Origin of the sequence: Flavobacterium sp. PMTSA4, assembly GCF_032098525.1 — a bacterium.
Lineage (GTDB): Bacteria > Bacteroidota > Bacteroidia > Flavobacteriales > Flavobacteriaceae > Flavobacterium > Flavobacterium capsici.
In genome coordinates, this window is the sequence record NZ_CP134890.1 from 2872949 (window position 1) to 2893667 (window position 20719).

The following is a 20719-nucleotide window of genomic DNA, read 5'->3' on the forward strand; positions in this document are numbered from 1 at the left end:
AATGAATCAAACTACAAACTCTATATTGATGATTCGTCCTGTAGCTTTCAGGATGAACGAACAAACGGCAGTAAACAATTATTATCAAAAAGTACTCGATGGACTTTCGCCAGAAACTGTCAATGAAAAAGCGCAAAAGGAATTTGATGATTTTGTTGCTAAATTGAGAAAAGTAGGGGTAAACGTAATTGTAGTTGATGATACACTTGAGCCGAATACACCAGATAGCATTTTCCCAAACAATTGGATTTCATTTCATGATAATGGAGATGTGGTTTTGTACCCAATGTTTGCCGAAAACCGTCGTGCTGAAAGAAGAGAAGATATTTTAGATATATTAGAAGATGAAGGTTTTGAAATCAATGAAATCATGGATTATACTTCTGCAGAAGAAGATAATATTTTTCTAGAAGGAACAGGAAGTTTGCTGCTTGACCGAGAAAATGGAAAAGCGTATTGTGCACTTTCTCCTCGAGCTGACGAAGAATTAATGATTGAATTTTGCGAAGATTTTGAACTTTCACCTATTATTTTTGAAGCCTTTCAAACCGTTAATGGAGAACGAAAATTAATTTATCATACCAATGTAATGATGTGTTTGGGCGATACATTTGCAGTTATTTGCGCCGATTGTATTGATGATAAAAAAGAACGAAAAATGGTGCTCGATTCTTTACGACGAGATGATAAAGAAGTGATTCTAATTACTGAAGAACAAGTAAATAGTTTTGCAGGAAATATGCTTGAAGTAAAAGGTAAAAATGATGAGCGTTATTTGGTGATGAGTGAATCAGCCTATAAAAGTTTAACCAAAAAACAAATAGGACAATTAGAAGCACATTTATCAATAATTCATTCAAGTTTAGATACTATCGAGGCTTGCGGCGGTGGAAGTGCAAGATGTATGATGGCTGAAATCTTTCTGCCTAAAAACTAATTTATTTTTTCTATAATATCTTGTACTGCATTGATAATGTATTGAATGCCAATAGAAATTGTCAAAAAACCAATGATTCTTGAAACAGCAACAATTCCTGAAGCACCTAAAATTTTTGCTAAGTAATGAGCGCTTCTTAAGATGAAGAAAATTACAATTGAAACTGCTAATATTGATAAACTCGAAAAAATAATTTCAGTAGTGCTATTGTGTTCTTGATAAAATGCAATTAATAAGGAAATTGAACCTGGACCAGCAAGCATTGGCATTGCTAATGGCGTTAGTGCAATAGCATTTCTAGTACTAATATCTTCTTCTACTTTTTTATTAATACCACGATTTTTCGAAAACTTTCCGTTTAGCAATGAAAATCCAGAACTAGCTATAATAATTCCACCAGCAATTCTTAGTGCAGGAATGGTTATTCCAAAAAAAGTCAACACATATTGGCCAATAAAAAATGAGATGATTAAAATTACAAAAACATTAATTGCGGTTCTTAACGAAAGATTTGAACGTTCTTTTTTGGTGTAATCTTGGGTAAGGCTAACAAATATAGGAACTGTTCCAATTGGGTTTAAAACTGAAAATAATGCTCCAAAAAGAATAACAAATAAACCCATATTTTTTTTGACAAAGATAATTTCTCAAGTTGAGATAATTATTAAATAGTAGTTAAAATTAATGTTGTTTATGTAAAGTTACTAGTATCTTTGAAATATAAAAAATTATAATGAAAAATAAAAAAACCGTTGTTCTTGGCGCTAGCACAAAACCAGATCGTTATGCTTATAAAGCAATTTCAATGTTGGTTGATAAAGGACATTCAGTTATTGCAATCGGTCAAAATACAGGAGAAGTTGAAGGTGTTAAAATTTATACTAAAAATATTCCTTTAAAAAATATTGATACTGTTACTTTATATTTAAATCCAACACGACAAAGAGATTTTTATAATTATATCATTGAAACAAAACCCAAACGAGTAATTTTTAACCCAGGAACAGAAAACCCAGAATTTTATCAGCTGTTAAAAGCTAATGGGATTGAAGTTGAAGTAGCATGTACTTTAGTATTGTTAACTACAAATCAATATTAAAAACGGGTGTTTTCGGTTGCAGGTTTACTGATCAGCAATAACCCCATAAAAGTTATCAACCCATTTACAATTATTAGTTCATTGTCAATAGTATAATTTCCAACCAATTCTTTAGAATATTTTACTATCAAAAAGCAAATAGCAGGTGAAATTATACAAATAATTGGAACCAATTTATCCTGAACGGTTTTTGATTTCATTAATAATCCAAATGAATATAACCCTAAAAGTGGACCGTAAGTATAGCTTGCCACTTTAAAAATCATGGTTACTACTGATTTATCATTAAGTGAATTAAAAACAATAATTACTAAAAACATCAATATTGAAAACCCAACATGAACAAAGTGACGAGTTCTGACAATGTTTGGTTTATTTTGATTCTCGGTTTTATCCATGCCTAAAAAATCAACACAAAACGAAGTTGTTAAAGCAGTTAAAGCAGAATCAGTAGTGGCAAAAGTAGCCGCAGTTAATCCTAGCAGAAATATAACAGCAGGAACAATACTTAAATGATGAAAAGCAATTTCTGGAAATAATAAATCGGTTCTTGGTGAACCATCAACCATTGGGATTGCAATTCCATTTTTCTCCGCATAGATGTAAAGTAAAGCTCCAACACTTAGGAAAAAAATATTTATTACAACAAATATTCCAGTAAAAGTAAACATGTTTTTTTGTGCTTCGCCAATGTTTTTACAGCTTAAATTCTTTTGCATTAAATCTTGATCTAAACCAATCATGGCAATTGTAACAAACATTCCGCCAAGTAATTGCTTCCAAAAATAATTTCCTTTTTGAAAATCATCAAAAAAGAAAATTTTAGAATAATTGCTTTCTTTTACAGTTTCAAATGCCTGAACAAAAGATAAGTCAAGACTATTGCAAATGAAAACAATTGTAAAAAATACGGAAGAAACTAAAAAGAAAGTTTGTAAAGTATCTGTTATGATAATCGTTTTTAAACCACCACGATAAGTGTAAGCAAAAATCAAGGCCAACGAAAGTAATACAGTAACACCAAATGGTACTCCAAAATCATCAAAAACAAATCGTTGAAGAACAATTACCACTAAATACAATCTAAATGCGGAACCAATTGTTCTACTAATTAAAAAAATACTAGCAGCTGTTTTGTAGCTTACAATACCAAGTCTTCGTTCGATGTAACTATAAATCGAAGTTAAATTCATTCGGTAATAAAGAGGAAGCAAAACGGTTGCTACAACTATCATTCCTATTGCATTTCCTAAAACAAACTGAAAATATTTAAATTGTAAATCAGGATTTCCAACTTCGCCAGGAACCGAAATAAAAGTTACTCCTGAAAGCGCTGTTCCAATCATTCCGAAAGCAACCAAATACCATTTTGAATTTTTATTGGCTTTAAAAAAAGTATCATTATCAGTTCCTTTTTTTGAAACAAAATTGGAAATCAAAAGTAATAGCCCAAAATAAATGATGATGATTATCAGTATGGTTGTAGAAGACATAGTTTTAATTTAATAGAATGCCAAAATACATAAATATTTTTCAAAATGATTACTTTTGTCCAATGGAATTTTCATCAAAATTATTAGAAAAAGCAGTTAACGAAATGGCGCAATTGCCAGGAATTGGAAAGCGAACCGCTTTGCGATTAGTACTTCATTTATTAAAACAACCTGCAGAACAAACTCAATTTTTGTCAAATGCTTTAACGACGATGCGTGAAGAAATAAAATTCTGTAAATCATGTCATAATATTTCCGATGTTGACGTTTGTGAAATTTGTAATAATTCGAACAGAAACCATCAAATTATATGTGTTGTAGAAGATGTTCGTGATGTTATGGCTATTGAAAATACTAACCAATTTAAAGGTGTTTATCATGTTCTTGGAGGTAAAATTTCGCCAATTGATGGCGTTGGTCCTAGTCAATTGAACATTACTTCGTTGGTTGAAAAAGCAAAGTTAGGTCAAGTAGAAGAATTAATTTTTGCATTAAGTTCAACAATGGAAGGTGATACCACTAATTTTTATATTTATAAACAAATAAAAGATTTACCCATAAAAACTTCTACAATTGCAAGAGGAATTGCTGTTGGTGATGAACTAGAATATGCTGATGAAGTTACCTTAGGCCGAAGTATTTTAAACAGAATTCCCTTTGATTTTTCTATAAAATAGATTGATTTTTAATTATACTAAACATCATTTTCATAATTAGAATTGAAAAACTATCTTTGTTTGCAATTTTTAATAAATAATGGGAAAGCTAAAACTTTTTTTCACACTACTGATTTGTTTTTTTTTCACGTCTTGTATTCCAACCAAAGATTTGATTTATTTACAAAAAAATGATTCAAAATCAGACACACAACCAGTTGAGTCGGTTAATCAAAAACCTTATAGAGTTCAAGTTAATGATATTTTGAGTATTACCATAAAAGCTATGGATTCGAAATATGTTGAAATTTTTAATTACAGTAACATTTCTTCCCAACAAGGATTAAGCGAACAAACAGCTTATTTTAATGGATATACAGTTGATGATCATGGTGATATTAGGATGCCTGTTCTCGGTTTAATTAATGTTTTAGGAAAAACGACAGAAGAAATAAGAGTAATAGTAGAAGAAAAACTGTTAAAAGAATATTTTACTAAAGAAGCAGGAGTTTTTGTGTCAGTTAAATTGTCGGGTTTTAGGTATGTCGTTAATGGTGAGATTGGTAATGCAGGAACTAAAATTTTATATCAAGATAAAGTTAATATTTTAGAAGCAATAGCAAATTCAGGAGATATAACTATAACTGGTGATAGAAAAGACGTAATTGTAATGAGAAGATTTCCTTATGGAACAGAAACTTTTCATATAGATTTAACAAATTCTAATGCCGTTAATTCACCAGTTTATAACCTTCATCCAAACGATTATATTTATGTTAAACCATTAAAGCAGAAAACTTGGGGAACAGGTAAAACAGGTATAGAATCTCTATCAACATTGATAACACTTCTATCACTTGCAACTACAACCTTTTTACTATTAAGAAATTAATCAATTAAAATGCTAGACGTAAAAGATTTATCTTTTTTTGAAGAGAAAAACAGTTTTGATTTTAAAAGTTTTTTAATCAAGATTATTAGTTATTGGAAATGGTTTGTATTATCCTTAATAATTACTTTTACTATAGCGCATCAAGTAAATATTAGAAAACAAAAAATTTACGGAATTGATACAACCATTGCCGTTAAAGAAGAAAACAACCAGTTGTTTACATCAAATACAAGTTTAGTTTTTAATTGGGGTGGAACATCAGATAAGGTACAAGGAATAGCAACATCCTTAAAATCAAGATCACATAATGAGGCAGTTGTTGATACTTTGAATTTTTTTATTGATTATTTCGTAAAAACAGATTACTATTTTAAAGATGTTTATGGTCAAGTGCCATTTGTAATTACACCCAACAAAAATGAATACCAATTATATGAAGCTTTTATCAAAGTAAAACTTATAGATGAAAGCACATATCTCTTATCAATTCCTTTTGAGTCCAGTTCAGTTAATATTATCCGTTATTCTGATAATTCAATTTTACCATTAAATGTAAAATCTGGTCCATTTAATAAAAAATACAAAATTGGGCAAATAGTTGCCTTACCATTTTTGAATTGGAAACTTGAACTCGACCCAAATGTTGATTTAAAAGTAGGAGAAGAAGTTCTCATTAGATTTAATTCTTTTGATCAAACAGTTGCAAGATTAAAAGGATTAAATGTTCAGATTGATGAAAAAGCAACATCAATTTTGAGATTAAGCATGGAAGGAACAAACAAAAAGAGATTAGTTGATTATCTTAATACTACAGTTAAGGTTTTAATTGATAAACAATTGTATAATAAAAATCTTTTTGCGAAAAATACTATTTCATTTATTGATAAAACTTTAGGTGAAATGGAAGATAAATTAAATGATTCTGGGAATGAATTAAAAAACTTCAGTAAGAACAACAATGTTTTAGATATCACAGATAAAGGTTCAGCTTTTAGAGGAAAGTTATTAGAACTTGACATCAAAAAGGATGAAATTGAACGCAAGATTGTTTATTTGAATTCGCTAACAGAGTATTTAAAGAAAAGCGTAGATTACTCAAAATTACCTGCGCCTACAATTGTTGGGATAGAAGAAAATAATATTGTTCAAAATGTTGCTAAAATAATTGAGCTTTCAGTTAAAAGATCTGAAATAATAAGAACAATAAAGACACCAATTTTTTATGAAGAAATTGACAATCAAATTAAGTCTTTAAAAAATGTTCTTCTTGAAAACTCTAACTCTTTAAAAAATGCATTACAGTACGATATAATTAAAGTAAATTCAAAGATTAAAGAACTTGAATCTCAAATCAATGTATTGCCTGAAAAAGAATTAGAATATCTAAATATTTCTAGAAAATACGATTTAAGCGATAATGTTTACAATACGTTTTTACAAAAAAGAATGGAGGCATCCATTATAAAAGCAGCTAATTTATCGGATATACAATTTTTAGATCCAGCCAAAGATATTGGTGGAGGATTGATTGGTCCAAGAACTGGAGTTAATTATATTACAGCTTTTTTTATAGGATTATTTATTCCGTTAATCTTTATATTTATATTATTTTTTGTAAAAAATTCAATTCACAGCATTGAAGATATAGCCCATGTAACACAAATTCCTATAATAGGTATTGTAGGTTTAAAACATAACGAATCAAATTTATCTGTTTTTGAAAGACCAAAGTCAGCATTATCTGAATCGTTTAGAGCCATCAGATCTTCTTTACAGTTTTTATATAAAAAACAAAGTTTAGAAGGAGCAAAAACATTAATGTTAACATCATCAATAAGTGGAGAGGGAAAAACATTCTGTTCTATAAACATTGCAACCGTTTTTGCTTTGAGCGAAAAAAAGACAATAATTTTGGGACTAGATTTAAGAAAACCAAAGATTTTTGATGATTTTAATGTGGAAAACAATATAGGGGTTGTTAATTATTTAATAGGTCAAAACCAACTACATGAAGTGATTCAAAAAACCCATATTCCTTATTTGGATGTAATTACTTCAGGTCCAATACCGCCTAATCCATCAGAATTAATTTTAGGTGAAACAATGAATGACTTAATTAATTCTTTAAAAGATAAGTATGATTATATCATTCTTGACACTCCGCCAGTAGGTTTAGTTTCTGATGCTTTAGAGTTGGCTCAATATAGCGATGTAATATTATACGTAGTAAAACAAAACTTCACTAAAAAAGAGATGTTAACATTACTAAACAATAGAACTAAGAGAGGAGAATTAAATAATATTAGCATAATATTCAATGGATATGAGGATAAAGCGAAATACGGTACGGGTTATGGCTATGGCTATGGTTATAGTTATGGCTATGGATATAGTTATGGCTACTCAAATGGCTACCATGAAGAAGATGAACCAACAGGATTTTTTGCTAAAATAAAACATAAATTATTTAAAAAGCGACAATGATTTCAGTAAAGAAAACAATTTTAATTACTGGTGGCGCAGGATTTATTGGGTCAAACCTTTGTGAATACTTTCTGTCTAAAGGACATTTTGTGATTTGTTTAGATAATTTTTCTACAGGCCATAAACATAATATAGAATCATTTTCCTCGAATGAAAATTTTAAGTTAGTAGAAGGAGATATAAGAGATTTAGACACGTGTATTCAAGCTACAAAAGGAGTTGATTATGTACTTCATCAAGCGGCTTTAGGTTCAGTTCCTCGTTCAATTAAAGATCCAATAATCTCAAATGAGGTTAATGTAAATGGTTTTCTGAATATGTTAGTGGCTTCAAGAGATGCTAACGTTAAACGCTTCGTTTATGCAGCTAGTTCATCAACTTATGGTGATTCTGAAAGCTTGCCAAAAGTTGAAGAAAAAATAGGAAAACCTCTTTCGCCTTATGCCATTACAAAGTATGTGAATGAATTGTATGCTGAGATATTTAGTAAAACATACGGAATCGAAACCATTGGACTAAGATATTTTAATGTTTTCGGAAGAAAACAAGATCCAAACGGAGCGTATGCTGCAGTAATCCCAAAATTTGTTGGACTTCTAATGAAATATGAAAGTCCAGTAATCAACGGAGATGGAAATTTTTCTCGTGATTTTACGTATATTGATAATGTGATTCAGATGAATGAATTAGCTATGAATACTACAAATCCAGAGGCATTAAATACAGTTTTTAATACGGCTTTTGGGGAAAGAAATTCTTTGAATGATTTAGTTCATAACTTAAAAGAATATTTATATGAGTTTGATTCCAAAATAGAGGATGTTGAAGTTGTTTATGGACCAAATAGAGAAGGCGATATTCCTCACTCATTAGCGAGTATAGATAAAGCAAAAAAATTACTTAATTATAGCCCAAAGTTTTCATTTAAAGAAGGTTTGAAAGAATCGGTTAAATGGTATTGGGAAAATTTAAAATAAATTATAAAGAATGAAGATTACTAATATATGTTGTATTGGTGCAGGTTATGTCGGAGGACCAACGATGGCAATAATTGCTGATAAAAGCCCACACATTAAAGTAACAGTAGTAGATTTAAATGAACCCAGAATTGCTGCATGGAATGACCAAGATGTGAATAATATTCCAATTTATGAACCTGGACTAAGTGATATTGTTGCTCGTGCCAGAGGAAGAAATTTATTTTTCTCAACAGAAGTTGATAAAGCAATTGACGAAGCCGAACTTATTTTTATTTCTGTAAATACGCCAACCAAAACCTATGGTACTGGTAAAGGCATGGCTGCAGATTTAAAACACATTGAATTGTGTGCAAGACAAATTGCCAAAGTAGCTAAAAACAATAAAATTATTGTTGAAAAATCAACACTTCCGGTTAGAACTGCTGAAGCATTAAAAAGTATTTTAGATAATACTGGAAACGGAGTGCAGTTTCAAATATTATCAAATCCAGAATTTTTAGCTGAAGGTACAGCGGTTGAAGATTTATTAAGTCCAGATAGAGTATTAATTGGAGGTGAATCAACTCCACAAGGAATGGAAGCGATTGATTCTTTAGTGGAAGTTTATTCTAATTGGGTTCCAAGAGAACGAATCTTAACTACCAATGTTTGGTCATCAGAATTATCAAAATTGGTGGCTAATGCATTTTTAGCACAACGTGTTTCTTCGATAAATGCTATTTCCGAATTATGCGAAAAAACAGAAGCTAATGTTAATGAAGTTGCTAAAGCTATTGGAATGGATAGCAGAATTGGGCCAAAATTTTTGAAGGCGTCTGTTGGTTTTGGAGGTTCTTGTTTTCAAAAGGACATATTGAATTTAGTTTATATTTCTAAGGCTTTTGGATTAAATGAAGTTGCTGATTATTGGGAACAAGTAATCATAATGAATGATCATCAAAAAAAGCGATTCTCAAAAAATATAGTTCAGACTTTATACAATACGGTATCAGGAAAGAAAATTACATTTTTAGGATGGGCTTTTAAGAAAGATACGAATGATACCAGAGAATCAGCTGCAATTTATGTGGCAGATGATTTAATTAATGAACAAGCTAAAGTAGCTTTATATGACCCAAAAGTAACTCATAATCAAGTCTTATTTGACTTAAATTATTTAGATACAAGAAGTTCTTCTGAGAATGAAAAGCATATAGTTTCTTTTGATTCACCTTATGAAGCTTGTAAAAATGCTCATGCCATAGCCATTTTAACGGAATGGGATGAATTTAAGGATTATGATTGGAAAAAAATATACGACTCTATGTTGAAACCTGCTTTTGTATTTGACGGAAGGAATTTATTGAATCCAGAGAGAATGAAAGAAATTGGATTTATTTATCAAGCTATTGGTTCTTAAATAAATAATTATATTTACAGCCCAACTTTTACAAACAAAACAATTTTAATGAGTAATAAAATAGCAATTATTGGTTTAGGATATGTAGGATTGCCATTAGCAAGATTATTTGCAACAAAATATTCAGTGGTAGGTTTTGATATCAATCAAAGAAGAATAAATGAATTGAATTCTGGAATTGATTCTACACTAGAAGTTAGTGAAGATGTATTAAAAGCGGTTTTGAAAACGGATTTATCAAATGAGAATGGTCTTTTTTGTAGCAATCAAATAGACGATATTAAAGACTGTAATTACTTTATAGTAACAGTTCCAACTCCGGTTGACAAAAATAACCGGCCAGATTTGAATCCATTGTATAAATCAAGTGAAACTGTTGGAAAGGTTTTGAAAAAAGGCGATATTGTTATTTATGAATCAACTGTTTATCCGGGTGTTACTGAGGAAGAATGTATTCCTGTTTTAGAAAGAATAAGTGGCTTAAAATTTAACCAAGATTTCTATGCGGGTTATTCTCCTGAACGAATAAATCCTGGTGATAAAGAACATACCGTTGAAAAAATATTAAAAGTAACTTCAGGTTCAACTCCAGAGATTGGAATTAAAGTTGACGAACTTTATAAATCAGTTATTACCGCTGGTACGCATTTGGCTCCTTCTATAAAAGTTGCAGAAGCGGCTAAAGTTATTGAAAACTCACAACGAGATATTAATATCGCTTTTGTTAATGAGTTGGCTAAAATTTTCAATCTTTTAGAAATTGATACACAAGCTGTTCTTGAAGCTGCTGGCACGAAATGGAATTTTTTACCATTTAAACCAGGATTGGTTGGTGGACATTGTATAGGAGTTGATCCTTATTATTTAGCCCAAAAAGCTCAGGAAAAAGGATATCATCCGGAAATAATTTTAGCAGGAAGACGATTAAATGACAGTATGGGTGATTATGTTGCTACGCAAGTAGTCAAAATGATGATTAAAAAGAATATTAAAGTAAATGGTTCTAAAATACTGATGCTTGGTATTGCTTTTAAAGAAAACTGTCCTGATGTACGAAACACTAAGGTGGTTGATGTAGTGAATGCATTAAATGATTTTGAAACCGAAATTACTATATATGATCCATGGGCAAATTCATTAGAAGTGGAGCATGAATACAATTTAAAAACGGTCAATACATTACCAAACGAAAAATACGACGCAATAGTTTTGGCAGTTGCTCATAAAGAATTTGTCACTATTGATTTTGAAGCATTAAAGAAACCAGTAGCGGTAGTTTTTGATGTTAAGGGTGTTTTAAACGAAAAAGCAGATGCAAAATTATAAATGTAAGTTTTAAAGTTTGCAAATAATAAAATAAAATAATTAAAGTGAGTAAAAAAATAGTAATTACAGGTGGTGCTGGTTTTATAGGTTCGCACGTAATAAGAAGGTTTGTAACACGCTATTCAGAGTATCAAATTTATAATTTGGATGCTTTAACCTATGCCGGAAATTTAGAAAATATTGCCGATATTGAGTCTTATCCTAATTATACTTTTGTAAAAGGAGACATCACCGATGCTGATTTTATAAATGATTTGTTTCTAAAGGAACAATTTGACGGTGTAATCCATTTAGCTGCTGAATCGCATGTTGATCGTTCTATAACGGATCCATTGGCTTTTGTGAAAACCAATGTTATCGGTACTATGAACTTATTGAATGCAGCCAAAGCTATTTGGACTCGAGGTAGAACCGAACAGAGCGGAGCTAAAGATAATTTTGAGGGCAAACGATTTTATCATGTTTCCACAGATGAGGTTTATGGTGCATTAGGAGCAACGGGATTATTCACAGAAACTACTCCTTATTCTCCCAATTCACCTTATTCAGCTTCAAAAGCAAGTTCGGATCATTTTGTTCGTGCTTATGGTGAAACTTATGGTTTACCTTATGTGATTAGTAATTGTTCTAACAACTATGGTCCAAATCATTTTCCAGAAAAATTGATTCCACTTTTTATAAACAACATAATTACCAAGAAACCTTTACCTGTTTATGGTGATGGAAAATATACGCGTGATTGGTTGTATGTATTAGACCATGCTGTTGCTATTGATTTGGTTTTTCATGAAGGAAAAAATCACGATACTTATAATATTGGTGGATTCAATGAATGGCAAAATATAGATTTGGTTAAATTACTGTGTCAAAAAATGGATGAAAAGTTAGGTCGAGAACCAGGTGAATCTGAACAATTGATTACTTATGTTAAAGACAGGCCAGGTCATGATTTGCGCTATGCAATTGATGCCAGTAAAATAAATAAAGAATTGGGATGGAAGCCATCTGTAACTTTTGAGGAAGGTTTATCTGAAACTATTGATTGGTATTTAAATAATGAAGCATGGCTACAGCATGTTACTTCAGGTGCTTATCAAGAGTATTACGAGAAACAATATAAAGATTGAAATTAAATAGTATTATAACAAAAAAGCCTTGTCGTTGGACAAGGCTTTTTTGTTATTGATGTAACATCAAAAAAATGCAATTTTTTAACATTTTGCTATTTGTCGGGTTTTACTTTAACTTAATCGATTTAAAACACCTGTTAAAAAAAAAACATGTAAATTCATGACCATAAATTAAAACATAATGTGTAGCATATAAATGATTTTTATGGGAAGATGAAATAGATTAGTAGAATGCTGAATAAAGTGTTATTAATTATTACGCTTTATTGCCATTAATATGTTTTTTGAATTTAAATAAACCAAATTATAAATTAATACGAGTAGCTTATGAAAAATTCATTACTGTTAAAAAAGAAGAAAACAGAAATATTGGTTCGGTTTTTTTCTAAAAAGAAAATTCAAAATTATACTTTATCATTACTTTTAATGATAAGTCTCATATCAGGCTCTTTTGCTCAGACTACTTATTACTCTAGAGCTTCTGGAAATTGGAATGCAGCTATTTGGTCTACTGCTGCAAATGGCTCTCCTGCAGCAAGTACAGCAACAATTACTGCAGCAGATACTGTTATTTTGCAAAATGGACATAATGTTACAGTAAATGTTTCAAATGCAGTTGCGGGCACTGTTATTATAAATAACAACACAACCGGTGGAGCTTCTCTCGCTACGCTTACTTTTACTTCTAATTCCGTTTTAGCAATAACAGATGATTTAAACATTGGAGATGCAGGAAATCGAAAAGGGTCATTAATAATGGCTTCAGGGAGTGTTTTAAAAGTTGGAGGAGATTTAAACGCAAATAGGGTTGATACTTTTACTGCTAGTACAGGAACTATTGAATTAAATGGTAATTCACCACAGTTAATCAGCGGAACATTGATAGATAATTATTATAATTTAATCATTTCGGGCACTGGTGTAAAAACAATTTTTGACAATGGCTTTAGTGTTGATAATAATTTAAATCTTATAAACGGGGTAATACAAACAGGAACTTTTTCGATTACAATTAATAGTGCAGGGACTATTAGTGGAGGTTCTTCAACAAGTTATGTAGATGGTAAATTAGCTCGAGTAATCACTACTACAACACCAACAGTATTTCCGGTTGGAAAAGGAGGAAATTATCGTCCTGCATTGTTTACATATGCAACAGCTCCAGGCACCAAAACGGTAACGCTTGAACAATTTGAATCTGGTTCTCCTCTTTCATTCGCGAATGTAAGTAAAGCACGTTTTGGAGATAGGTATTGGAATGTTAATCAATCGGCTACAGGTACTGCCTATAAAATTGAATTAAATGATGGTAATATAACCCCACAAGGTACAGTACAGATGTTAAGAAGGGAAGGAACTGGAGCAACAACTCAGAACAGCACAATCTTTAACAGTTCTTTTTATAGTAATGTTACAAATTTTTCAACAACAAACACCTCTAATGATGTAATGCTTGTTGAAACAGCAATCCCTTTAACAGTTTCTGGTGCCACAACTTCTAGCAAAGTCTACGATGGTTTAACAATAGCATCAGTTACAGGTGGAGCACTTATTGGAGTGGTTGCTCCTGATGTTGTCAATTTAGTGCAATCAGGAAATTTTAGTACTCCTAATGTAGGAACGGACATTGCCATTACATCCAATTGTTCTATTAATGGAGCTAACGCAGGTGCCTATACTTTAGTACAACCATTTTTACAATCAAGAGATATAACTCAAGCATCATTAACCATAACGGGTATAGCCGCAAATGATAAAATTTACGATGGAAATACAACAGCTACTTTAAGTGGAACGCCATCGTATGTTGGTTTACAAAATGGCGAACTATTTTCAGTATCAGGTACACCAGTAGCAAACTTTAACAATGCTAATGTTGGAGCCAATAAACCAGTTATGATAGCGGGTTACTTGCCACCTACATCTAACTATAGTTTAACACAACCACAAGGATTAACTGCTTCTATAAGCGGAACAGCAGTTATTTCAAATGGTTCTGGTAGCTCTTCCATTTGTCAGGATACTAGTGGAAACATTAAAGTGGTCATTGAAGGAGGAGTGTCTCCATTCACAGTAGTGTATAATGATGGAACATCCAACGCAACCCAGACTAACTATACTAACGGATCCGATATTATAGTCACACCATTGAACAATACTACTTACACTTTAGTATCAGTAACCGATTTCAATGGTGAAAGTAATTTGTTCAGTACAAGTGGTTTGGCTAACATTACCGTTATACCAAATGTTAATTGGTATTTAGACGCAGACAACGACGGCTATTATTCAATAAGCACCCAATCATGTGTATCACCAGGAGCGGGTTACACCACCACAATATTACCAGGCGGCGATTGCAATGACAACGACCCATTAATTCATCCAGGTGCAGCAGAGATATGTTATGACGGGATAGATAATGATTGCGACGGAAGTTTAACCAACGGCTGTCCAGCAGTAACCACTACGTTCTGGACTTCAGTATGCGGACAAACCTTAGCGGCATTAAACACATCAATAAGACCGTACTATACATTTTCAAATAATTTGCCAGTAGGTGTATTGGTAACAGGATACAAATTCATGATCACCGATTTGGCTACAAATCAAGTAAGAGAAGTAGAAAAAGCCAATGGAATGATTCGCATTACCGATACAGATATAGCGAGTTATGGACGAAGCTATTCCATAAAAGTAGCCATCAAACTAAACGCAGAATGGCAACCATATAATTCAGAGAATTGTACGGTAACCACACCATCCATTCCAACGACAACAGTTTCAAACTGTGGCACGTTGGCAGCGATAAATTCGCCTATTTATGCTACATCAGTACCTAATGCGACACGTTATAGATACACCATTACCCGTATGGGAGGCGAGATGAATGATGTAGAGCTGGAATCACAAACCTTTACTCGTACAGGGAATTTTGTGAGATTGACAGAATTGACAACCGTTCCAATTTTATACAATGCTGTCTATAAAGTAAACGTATCGGCAGAATCGTTGTTGGGTGGCGTATTGACGTTTTCAGCACCAGGCACCTGTTACATGTCCTCACCAGCAGAACCAACATTACAGTATGAAAGTTGTCAAAACGGAGGCTTGGCTCCAAGTTCAATGACCACACCACTTTATGTTACACCTTATACAGGTTCACCAATGTACCGTTACATAGTAGAGAATGAAATAAGTGGTTACAGTCAAACCATAGAAACCATCACGCGTTATGTAAGACTAAGTCAGTTTAATGCGTTGGCACCATTACAAGCAGGAGGCACGTATAGAATTCGCATTCAGATACAATTGTATGGAGTGTACTATGAAGGGAAAGATTGTGAGGTTACCGTTCCAGGAGGCAGCCCAATGCCATCAAGAGTAATGGAACAACCATTAGATGTAGTGGCCTATCCAAACCCATTTGCAGATGGCTTTAAGTTGAATGTTAAAACCAGTAGTTCATCAATGGTAGATGTAATCGTTTATGATATGCTAGGACGACAAATTGAAACTCGTTCTGCAGATGTTAATGAATTGAATACAAATTCTATTGGAGAAAACTACCCTTCGGGAGTTTACAATGTGATAGTAACTCAGGATGAAGATGTGTCTACTATTAGAATGATTAAGAGATAAGTTAAATAAGCTTTTATTTATAAAAACCTCTTCAGTTTTGAAGAGGTTTTTTTATTTATAAAAAAGTAAAGCTTTTTAAAAAACAAAACCATTATTGATTTCGTAATTTCATATTTATAAATTTTAACAGCTTTTTTTTAGTGTTAATGTAAAAATTATCATAGTTAATTGTCATATTTCTGTTTTTTTTAGAAAAAAGACTTAAAAATGGATGCTTTTTTATCAACATATTTTGTTTTGTATTCTATTTTGTTGTAAAATTGTCAATACAATGCAATCGATTACATAAAAGTTATTTATAAAAAACTTAATAGTATGTAATTTTTTTTGAAAAATAGATCAATTAATGCAATCGATTGCAATGTTTTTGTCAAAGTCAATTTTTAACTTAATTATTAATTTATGAATAAAATTACACAAAATTTTTATCAAGGTAAAGGCAATGGGATAGTTCATCGATGGTTTACTACTTTATGCTTAAAAGTTGCCCTATTGTTGGGTGTGTTTGGTTGTGGGAATGTTTATGGGCAGATAAGTATGACGAGCTCTCCTGTTAGTTACTCTCAAAACTTTAATTCATTATCTCCGAACTCAACCAGTAATGTAAGTTGGACAAGTACAGTGTTGGATGCTGGGTGGATAGTGTATAATAATAACTATCAATCATATCCAGGTGTTTCTCTTTCTTCAAAAACCTACTCTTTAGGTGCCTCGTCAAGTGATACTAATAGATATTTAGGAATTCATTCTACATCATCTACTCAGAGGGCATTTGTTCTTAGGCTTCAAAATAATACAGCAGCGGCGTTAACTTCTCTGACCGTAGGTTTTGATACCAAAGAGTTTGCAAAAGCTGGTACAGATACACAAATGCAAGCTGATGGGTTAAATTTTGAATATTTAATTACATCATCACTTGTGACTACAGCTCCTGCTGGAGGATCAGGAACTGTGGTTTCGCAATTGTCAACCCTTGGTACAGCAGGGACTACTACATTTAATACATCTACAAAACTTCATACGATTACTGGAATTAATGTGCCTACAGGTCAGTATATTAATTTGATTTGGGCAGATAAATATGCAGGGTCATCATCGGCTTATGTTTTAATAGGTATTGATAACTTGACAGTTAGTTGGGGTCCTTCTTGCACCGCCCCAACTGCTTATACAGTAGGCGGTAGTGCTACGGTTACACAAGGAGATGCTGCAAACGTTACACTAGCAAGCTCGCAAATAGGAGTAGATTATAATTTATATGCTGGTGGTACGCTAGTTCCGTCAACAACTCAATCTGGTACCGGTTCAGGATTATCGTGGGCTGTTAGTACAGCATCGGTTGGTACTACCACTTATACCGTAAAAGCAACTGGCGTAACTGGTTATTGTACTTCTCCAGATGTTACTATGACGGGTAGTGCAGTTGTTACTGTTAATGCTGCTACAGTACCTACGGTTATAACGAATCCTACAGAAACAATAGGTCTTGATTTCGGTTCGATTTTAAACAATACAACAAGCTCATTAATGTTGAATGTGCAAGGCGTGAATCTTACAGGCGATTTAACGGTTTCATCAGATAATCCAGCCTTTACGTCAGCAACTTCCATCACACAAGCACAGGCATCGGCTGGTGGAGGGTATGATTTGTCAGTTACATTTAATCCTAACGGAGTTACGAGTACTTATTCTGGTAATATTACCATCAATGGTGGAGGCTTGAGTGCTGCTGTAGTTGTTCCAGTAACTGGTACGGCTACTACCCCGGATGTTACTCCGCCTACAGCTACTGCACATACGCCAACTGCAACAACGGATGTGGCAACTAATGCTGTTATAACAATCACTTATGATGAAGATATTGAGATAAATACTATTTCAGGAATTACTGTGAAAGTAAACGGAACGGATGTAAATGGAACTCCAACCGTTAGTGCCAATGTGTTAACTATTCCTGTTACCGGTGGTTTATTGAATTGTACAAGCTATGTTGTAAACGTTGCTGCGGGAGCTATCAAAGATATAGCAGGAAATCCAACTGCGACACAAGGGGCAAATGAATCGTTTACATTTAGAACGGTTCAAGCAAGTGGGTATTTTTCCAGTACTCTTAATTTTGGCAATTACACCACTATTCCTGATGCTAATACGGTTTTAGATGGAGATGTGGTGTTGTCTGGTACAGGGGTTTATGCACTCAATAATACAAATGGATGTGGAACAGCTAATAAAGTTACTATTGCACAAAATAGTGTTGGTTATTTAGTGTTTACCTTTCCTAATGGTGTAGGAGCATTTACTACTCGTCTTGCAGCTTCAGGTAATAGTAGAGTTGTGTCCATAGTTGCATCTGGAGCTGGTACAGGATCTACTACAGTAAATTTTCCAAGTTCTAATGGTAGTACAACTTGTTTGACATCAACTACTCTTACATTAAATACAACCTCTACTACTGTAGTTACAATTACTAATACAGGAAGTGGTGGTAATGCTTTTGTTGTAGATGCTACGTATACATTACCTATTATTCCACTTAAATTACACTCAGCTGCAGGCACAAACGCTCAAACTGTTGGTGCAGGTGATACTATCACAAATATTGTTTATAAAGGGTATTCTGTTACGCCGTCTATTGCATGGGGTGGTGGTAATCCTGCTGGTATCAATGTAACTACGGATAATACTGCACATAAACTTACTATTAGCGGAATGTCGACTGCTGTTGGTATCTATACTTATACTATTAGCGGTGATGAATGTACTACATCACTAAGTGGGCAATTAACGGTAAACCCGGCTACTCCAGTTGTAAATGTAGTTAATAACTGTGATGGTACATCGACTCTTTCTACTGACGCTACAGGTTCTTTATTATGGAGTACTTCAGAAACAACTTCAAGTATTACGGTTAATGCTGCAGGAACTTATACTGTAACTCAAACGGTAGACGGACTGACAAGTGCTCCCGGAAGTGGTACAGCTGCTCCAAGAACTGCTCCAGTTGTGACTGCAACGGATGTAAGCGGTTGTTCAGGAACAGAAATAACACTAGTAGGTTCAGGAACACCAGTAGGAGGTACAGGTACGTTTAGTGTTGCCAATCCATATACCGGACCAGACACTACGTATACCTACACCTATACAGCACCAAACGGCTGTTCTGCTACAAGTGAACCCGCAACGATTACCAATGATGTACAACCAACCTGGTATTTAGATGCCGACAATGATGGCTATTATACAGGTTCAGGTGTTCTATCATGTGATTCACCCGGTGAAGGTTACACTACCACAGTATTACCAGGCGGCGATTGCAACGACAGTGACCCATTAATCCATCCAGGCGCAGCAGAGATATGTTATGACGGGATAGATAATGATTGCGACGGAAGTTTAACCAACGGCTGTCCAGCAGTAACCACTACGTTCTGGACTTCAGTATGCGGACAAACCTTAGCAGCTTTAAACACATCAATAAGACCGTACTATACATTTTCAAACAATTTGCCAGTAGGCGTATTGGTAACAGGATACAAATTCATGATCACCGATTTGATTACAAATCAAGTAAGAGAAGTAGAAAAAGCCAATGGAATGATTCGTATCACCGATACAGATATAGCGAGTTATGGACGAAGCTATTCGATAAAAGTAGCCATCAAACTAAATGCAGAATGGCAACCATATAATTCAGAGAACTGTACGGTAACCACACCATCCATTCCAACGACAACAGTTTCAAACTGTGGCACATTGGCAGCGATAAATTCACCGATTTATGCTACATCAGTAGCGAATGCTACACGCTATAGATATACCATTACCCGTATGGGAGGCGAGATGAATGATGTAGAGATGGAATCACAAACCTTTACCCGTACAGGTAATTTTGTGAGATTAACAGAATTGACAACCGTTCCAATAGTATACAATACTACTTATAAAGTAAACGTATCGGCAGAATCGTTGTTGGGTGGCGTATTGACGTTTTCAGCACCAGGCACCTGTTACATGTCCTCACCAGCAGAACCAACATTACAGTATGAAAGTTGTCAAAACGGAGGCTTGGTTCCAAGTTCAATGACCACACCACTTTATGTTACTGCTTTTTCAGGTTCACCAATGTACCGTTACATAGTAGAGAATGAAATAAGTGGTTACAGTCAAACCATAGAAACCATCACGCGTTATGTAAGACTGAGTCAGTTCAATGCGTTGGCACCATTACAACTAGGAGGCACGTATAGAATCCGCATCCAGATACAATTATATGGAGTGTACTATGAAGGAAAAGATTGTGAGGTTACCGTTCCAGGCGGCAGTCCAATGCCATCAAGAGTAATGGAACAACCATTAGAGGCAGTAGCCTATCCAAATCCATTTGCGAACAACTTCCAGTTGAACATCAAAACGACCAATACATCAGCCGTATCCATAAAAGTATACGACATGTTGGGAAGACTAATTGAACAACGAGAAGAAAGTGTAAACGACTTAGAAACCACCACAATCGGAGACAACTACCCAAGTGGAGTATACAACGTCATCATAGCACAACAAGACGAAGTGAAAACACTACGTGTGGTTAAACGATAAGTAAAGATTATTAATAATAAAAAAGGCTTTCCAATTTGGAAGGCCTTTTTTTTATAAAAACTTAACACTAAATAATTTAAAATAA

13 protein-coding genes are annotated in these 20719 nt (G+C 33.3%); 11 read left to right on the top strand and 2 right to left on the bottom strand.

The window, feature by feature from the left end:
* The first annotated feature begins 1 nt into the window (after position 1).
* Positions 2-937 carry a citrulline utilization hydrolase CtlX gene (ctlX, locus tag RN605_RS13035; RefSeq protein WP_313325473.1) on the top strand — a complete coding sequence of 312 codons (936 nt, stop codon included), beginning with the start codon at positions 2-4 and terminating at the stop codon, positions 935-937.
* Here the strand turns inward: ctlX and RN605_RS13040 are convergent.
* The gene (locus RN605_RS13040) at positions 934-1560 is read right to left on the bottom strand and encodes a MarC family NAAT transporter (protein WP_313325474.1); all 627 of its coding nucleotides are present in this window, start codon (positions 1558-1560) and stop codon (positions 934-936) included. The two genes, ctlX and RN605_RS13040, sit on opposite strands and share 4 nt — an antisense overlap.
* A gap of 110 nt (positions 1561-1670) precedes the next feature.
* Between RN605_RS13040 and RN605_RS13045 the strand changes: the two genes are divergently transcribed.
* Complete coding sequence (locus RN605_RS13045) at positions 1671-2036, top strand: CoA-binding protein (RefSeq protein WP_313325475.1); 366 nt, start codon at positions 1671-1673, stop codon at positions 2034-2036.
* Here RN605_RS13045 and RN605_RS13050 read toward each other — a convergent pair.
* Positions 2033-3529: a sodium:solute symporter gene (locus tag RN605_RS13050; protein WP_313325477.1), complete on the bottom strand. Its 1497-nt coding sequence runs from the start codon at positions 3527-3529 to the stop codon at positions 2033-2035. The two genes, RN605_RS13045 and RN605_RS13050, sit on opposite strands and share 4 nt — an antisense overlap.
* Before the next feature lie 62 nt (positions 3530-3591).
* On the opposite strand from RN605_RS13050, the gene recR reads away from it, so the two are divergent.
* From recR to RN605_RS13095, 9 genes are all read left to right on the top strand, one after another.
* Positions 3592-4206, top strand: coding sequence for a recombination mediator RecR (gene recR, locus RN605_RS13055; protein ID WP_313325764.1), 615 nt, complete (start codon positions 3592-3594; stop codon positions 4204-4206).
* Between the two features lie 79 nt (positions 4207-4285).
* Positions 4286-5077 (top strand): polysaccharide biosynthesis/export family protein, encoded by a 792-nt coding sequence (locus tag RN605_RS13060; protein ID WP_313325479.1) that lies wholly within the window; start codon positions 4286-4288, stop codon positions 5075-5077.
* Between the two features lie 9 nt (positions 5078-5086).
* On the top strand, positions 5087-7561 hold the full coding sequence (locus RN605_RS13065) for an exopolysaccharide transport family protein (protein ID WP_313325481.1): 2475 nt from the start codon (positions 5087-5089) through the stop codon (positions 7559-7561).
* Positions 7558-8538, top strand: a complete 981-nt coding sequence (locus tag RN605_RS13070) for an SDR family oxidoreductase (protein ID WP_313325482.1) — start codon at positions 7558-7560, stop codon at positions 8536-8538. The genes RN605_RS13065 and RN605_RS13070 overlap by 4 nt, the downstream gene beginning before the upstream one ends.
* 10 nt (positions 8539-8548) lie before the next feature.
* The gene (locus RN605_RS13075) at positions 8549-9940 is read left to right on the top strand and encodes a UDP-glucose 6-dehydrogenase (RefSeq protein ID WP_313325483.1); all 1392 of its coding nucleotides are present in this window, start codon (positions 8549-8551) and stop codon (positions 9938-9940) included.
* A 48-nt stretch (positions 9941-9988) separates the two neighbouring features.
* On the top strand, positions 9989-11266 hold the full coding sequence (locus tag RN605_RS13080; protein WP_313325484.1) for a nucleotide sugar dehydrogenase: 1278 nt from the start codon (positions 9989-9991) through the stop codon (positions 11264-11266).
* A gap of 44 nt (positions 11267-11310) precedes the next feature.
* On the top strand, positions 11311-12393 hold the full coding sequence (gene rfbB / locus RN605_RS13085; RefSeq protein WP_313325485.1) for a dTDP-glucose 4,6-dehydratase: 1083 nt from the start codon (positions 11311-11313) through the stop codon (positions 12391-12393).
* 330 nt (positions 12394-12723) lie between these two features.
* Positions 12724-16038, top strand: coding sequence for a YDG domain-containing protein (locus RN605_RS13090; protein ID WP_313325486.1), 3315 nt, complete (start codon positions 12724-12726; stop codon positions 16036-16038).
* 402 nt (positions 16039-16440) lie between these two features.
* The gene (locus RN605_RS13095) at positions 16441-20634 is read left to right on the top strand and encodes a MopE-related protein (protein ID WP_313325487.1); all 4194 of its coding nucleotides are present in this window, start codon (positions 16441-16443) and stop codon (positions 20632-20634) included.
* The last annotated feature ends 85 nt before the right edge of the window (positions 20635-20719 follow it).

Excerpts from the sequence above, each read along its gene's own strand:
- ctlX (WP_313325473.1), top strand. The coding sequence starts at position 2 with ATGAATCAAACTACAAACTCTATATTGATGATTCGTCCTGTAGCTTTC.
- RN605_RS13040 (WP_313325474.1), bottom strand. The coding sequence starts at position 1,560 with ATGGGTTTATTTGTTATTCTTTTTGGAGCATTATTTTCAGTTTTAAAC.
- RN605_RS13045 (WP_313325475.1), top strand. The coding sequence starts at position 1,671 with ATGAAAAATAAAAAAACCGTTGTTCTTGGCGCTAGCACAAAACCAGAT.
- RN605_RS13050 (WP_313325477.1), bottom strand. The coding sequence starts at position 3,529 with ATGTCTTCTACAACCATACTGATAATCATCATCATTTATTTTGGGCTA.
- recR (WP_313325764.1), top strand. The coding sequence starts at position 3,592 with ATGGAATTTTCATCAAAATTATTAGAAAAAGCAGTTAACGAAATGGCG.
- RN605_RS13060 (WP_313325479.1), top strand. The coding sequence starts at position 4,286 with ATGGGAAAGCTAAAACTTTTTTTCACACTACTGATTTGTTTTTTTTTC.
- RN605_RS13065 (WP_313325481.1), top strand. The coding sequence starts at position 5,087 with ATGCTAGACGTAAAAGATTTATCTTTTTTTGAAGAGAAAAACAGTTTT.
- RN605_RS13070 (WP_313325482.1), top strand. The coding sequence starts at position 7,558 with ATGATTTCAGTAAAGAAAACAATTTTAATTACTGGTGGCGCAGGATTT.
- RN605_RS13075 (WP_313325483.1), top strand. The coding sequence starts at position 8,549 with ATGAAGATTACTAATATATGTTGTATTGGTGCAGGTTATGTCGGAGGA.
- RN605_RS13080 (WP_313325484.1), top strand. The coding sequence starts at position 9,989 with ATGAGTAATAAAATAGCAATTATTGGTTTAGGATATGTAGGATTGCCA.
- RN605_RS13090 (WP_313325486.1), top strand. The coding sequence starts at position 12,724 with ATGAAAAATTCATTACTGTTAAAAAAGAAGAAAACAGAAATATTGGTT.
- RN605_RS13095 (WP_313325487.1), top strand. The coding sequence starts at position 16,441 with ATGAATAAAATTACACAAAATTTTTATCAAGGTAAAGGCAATGGGATA.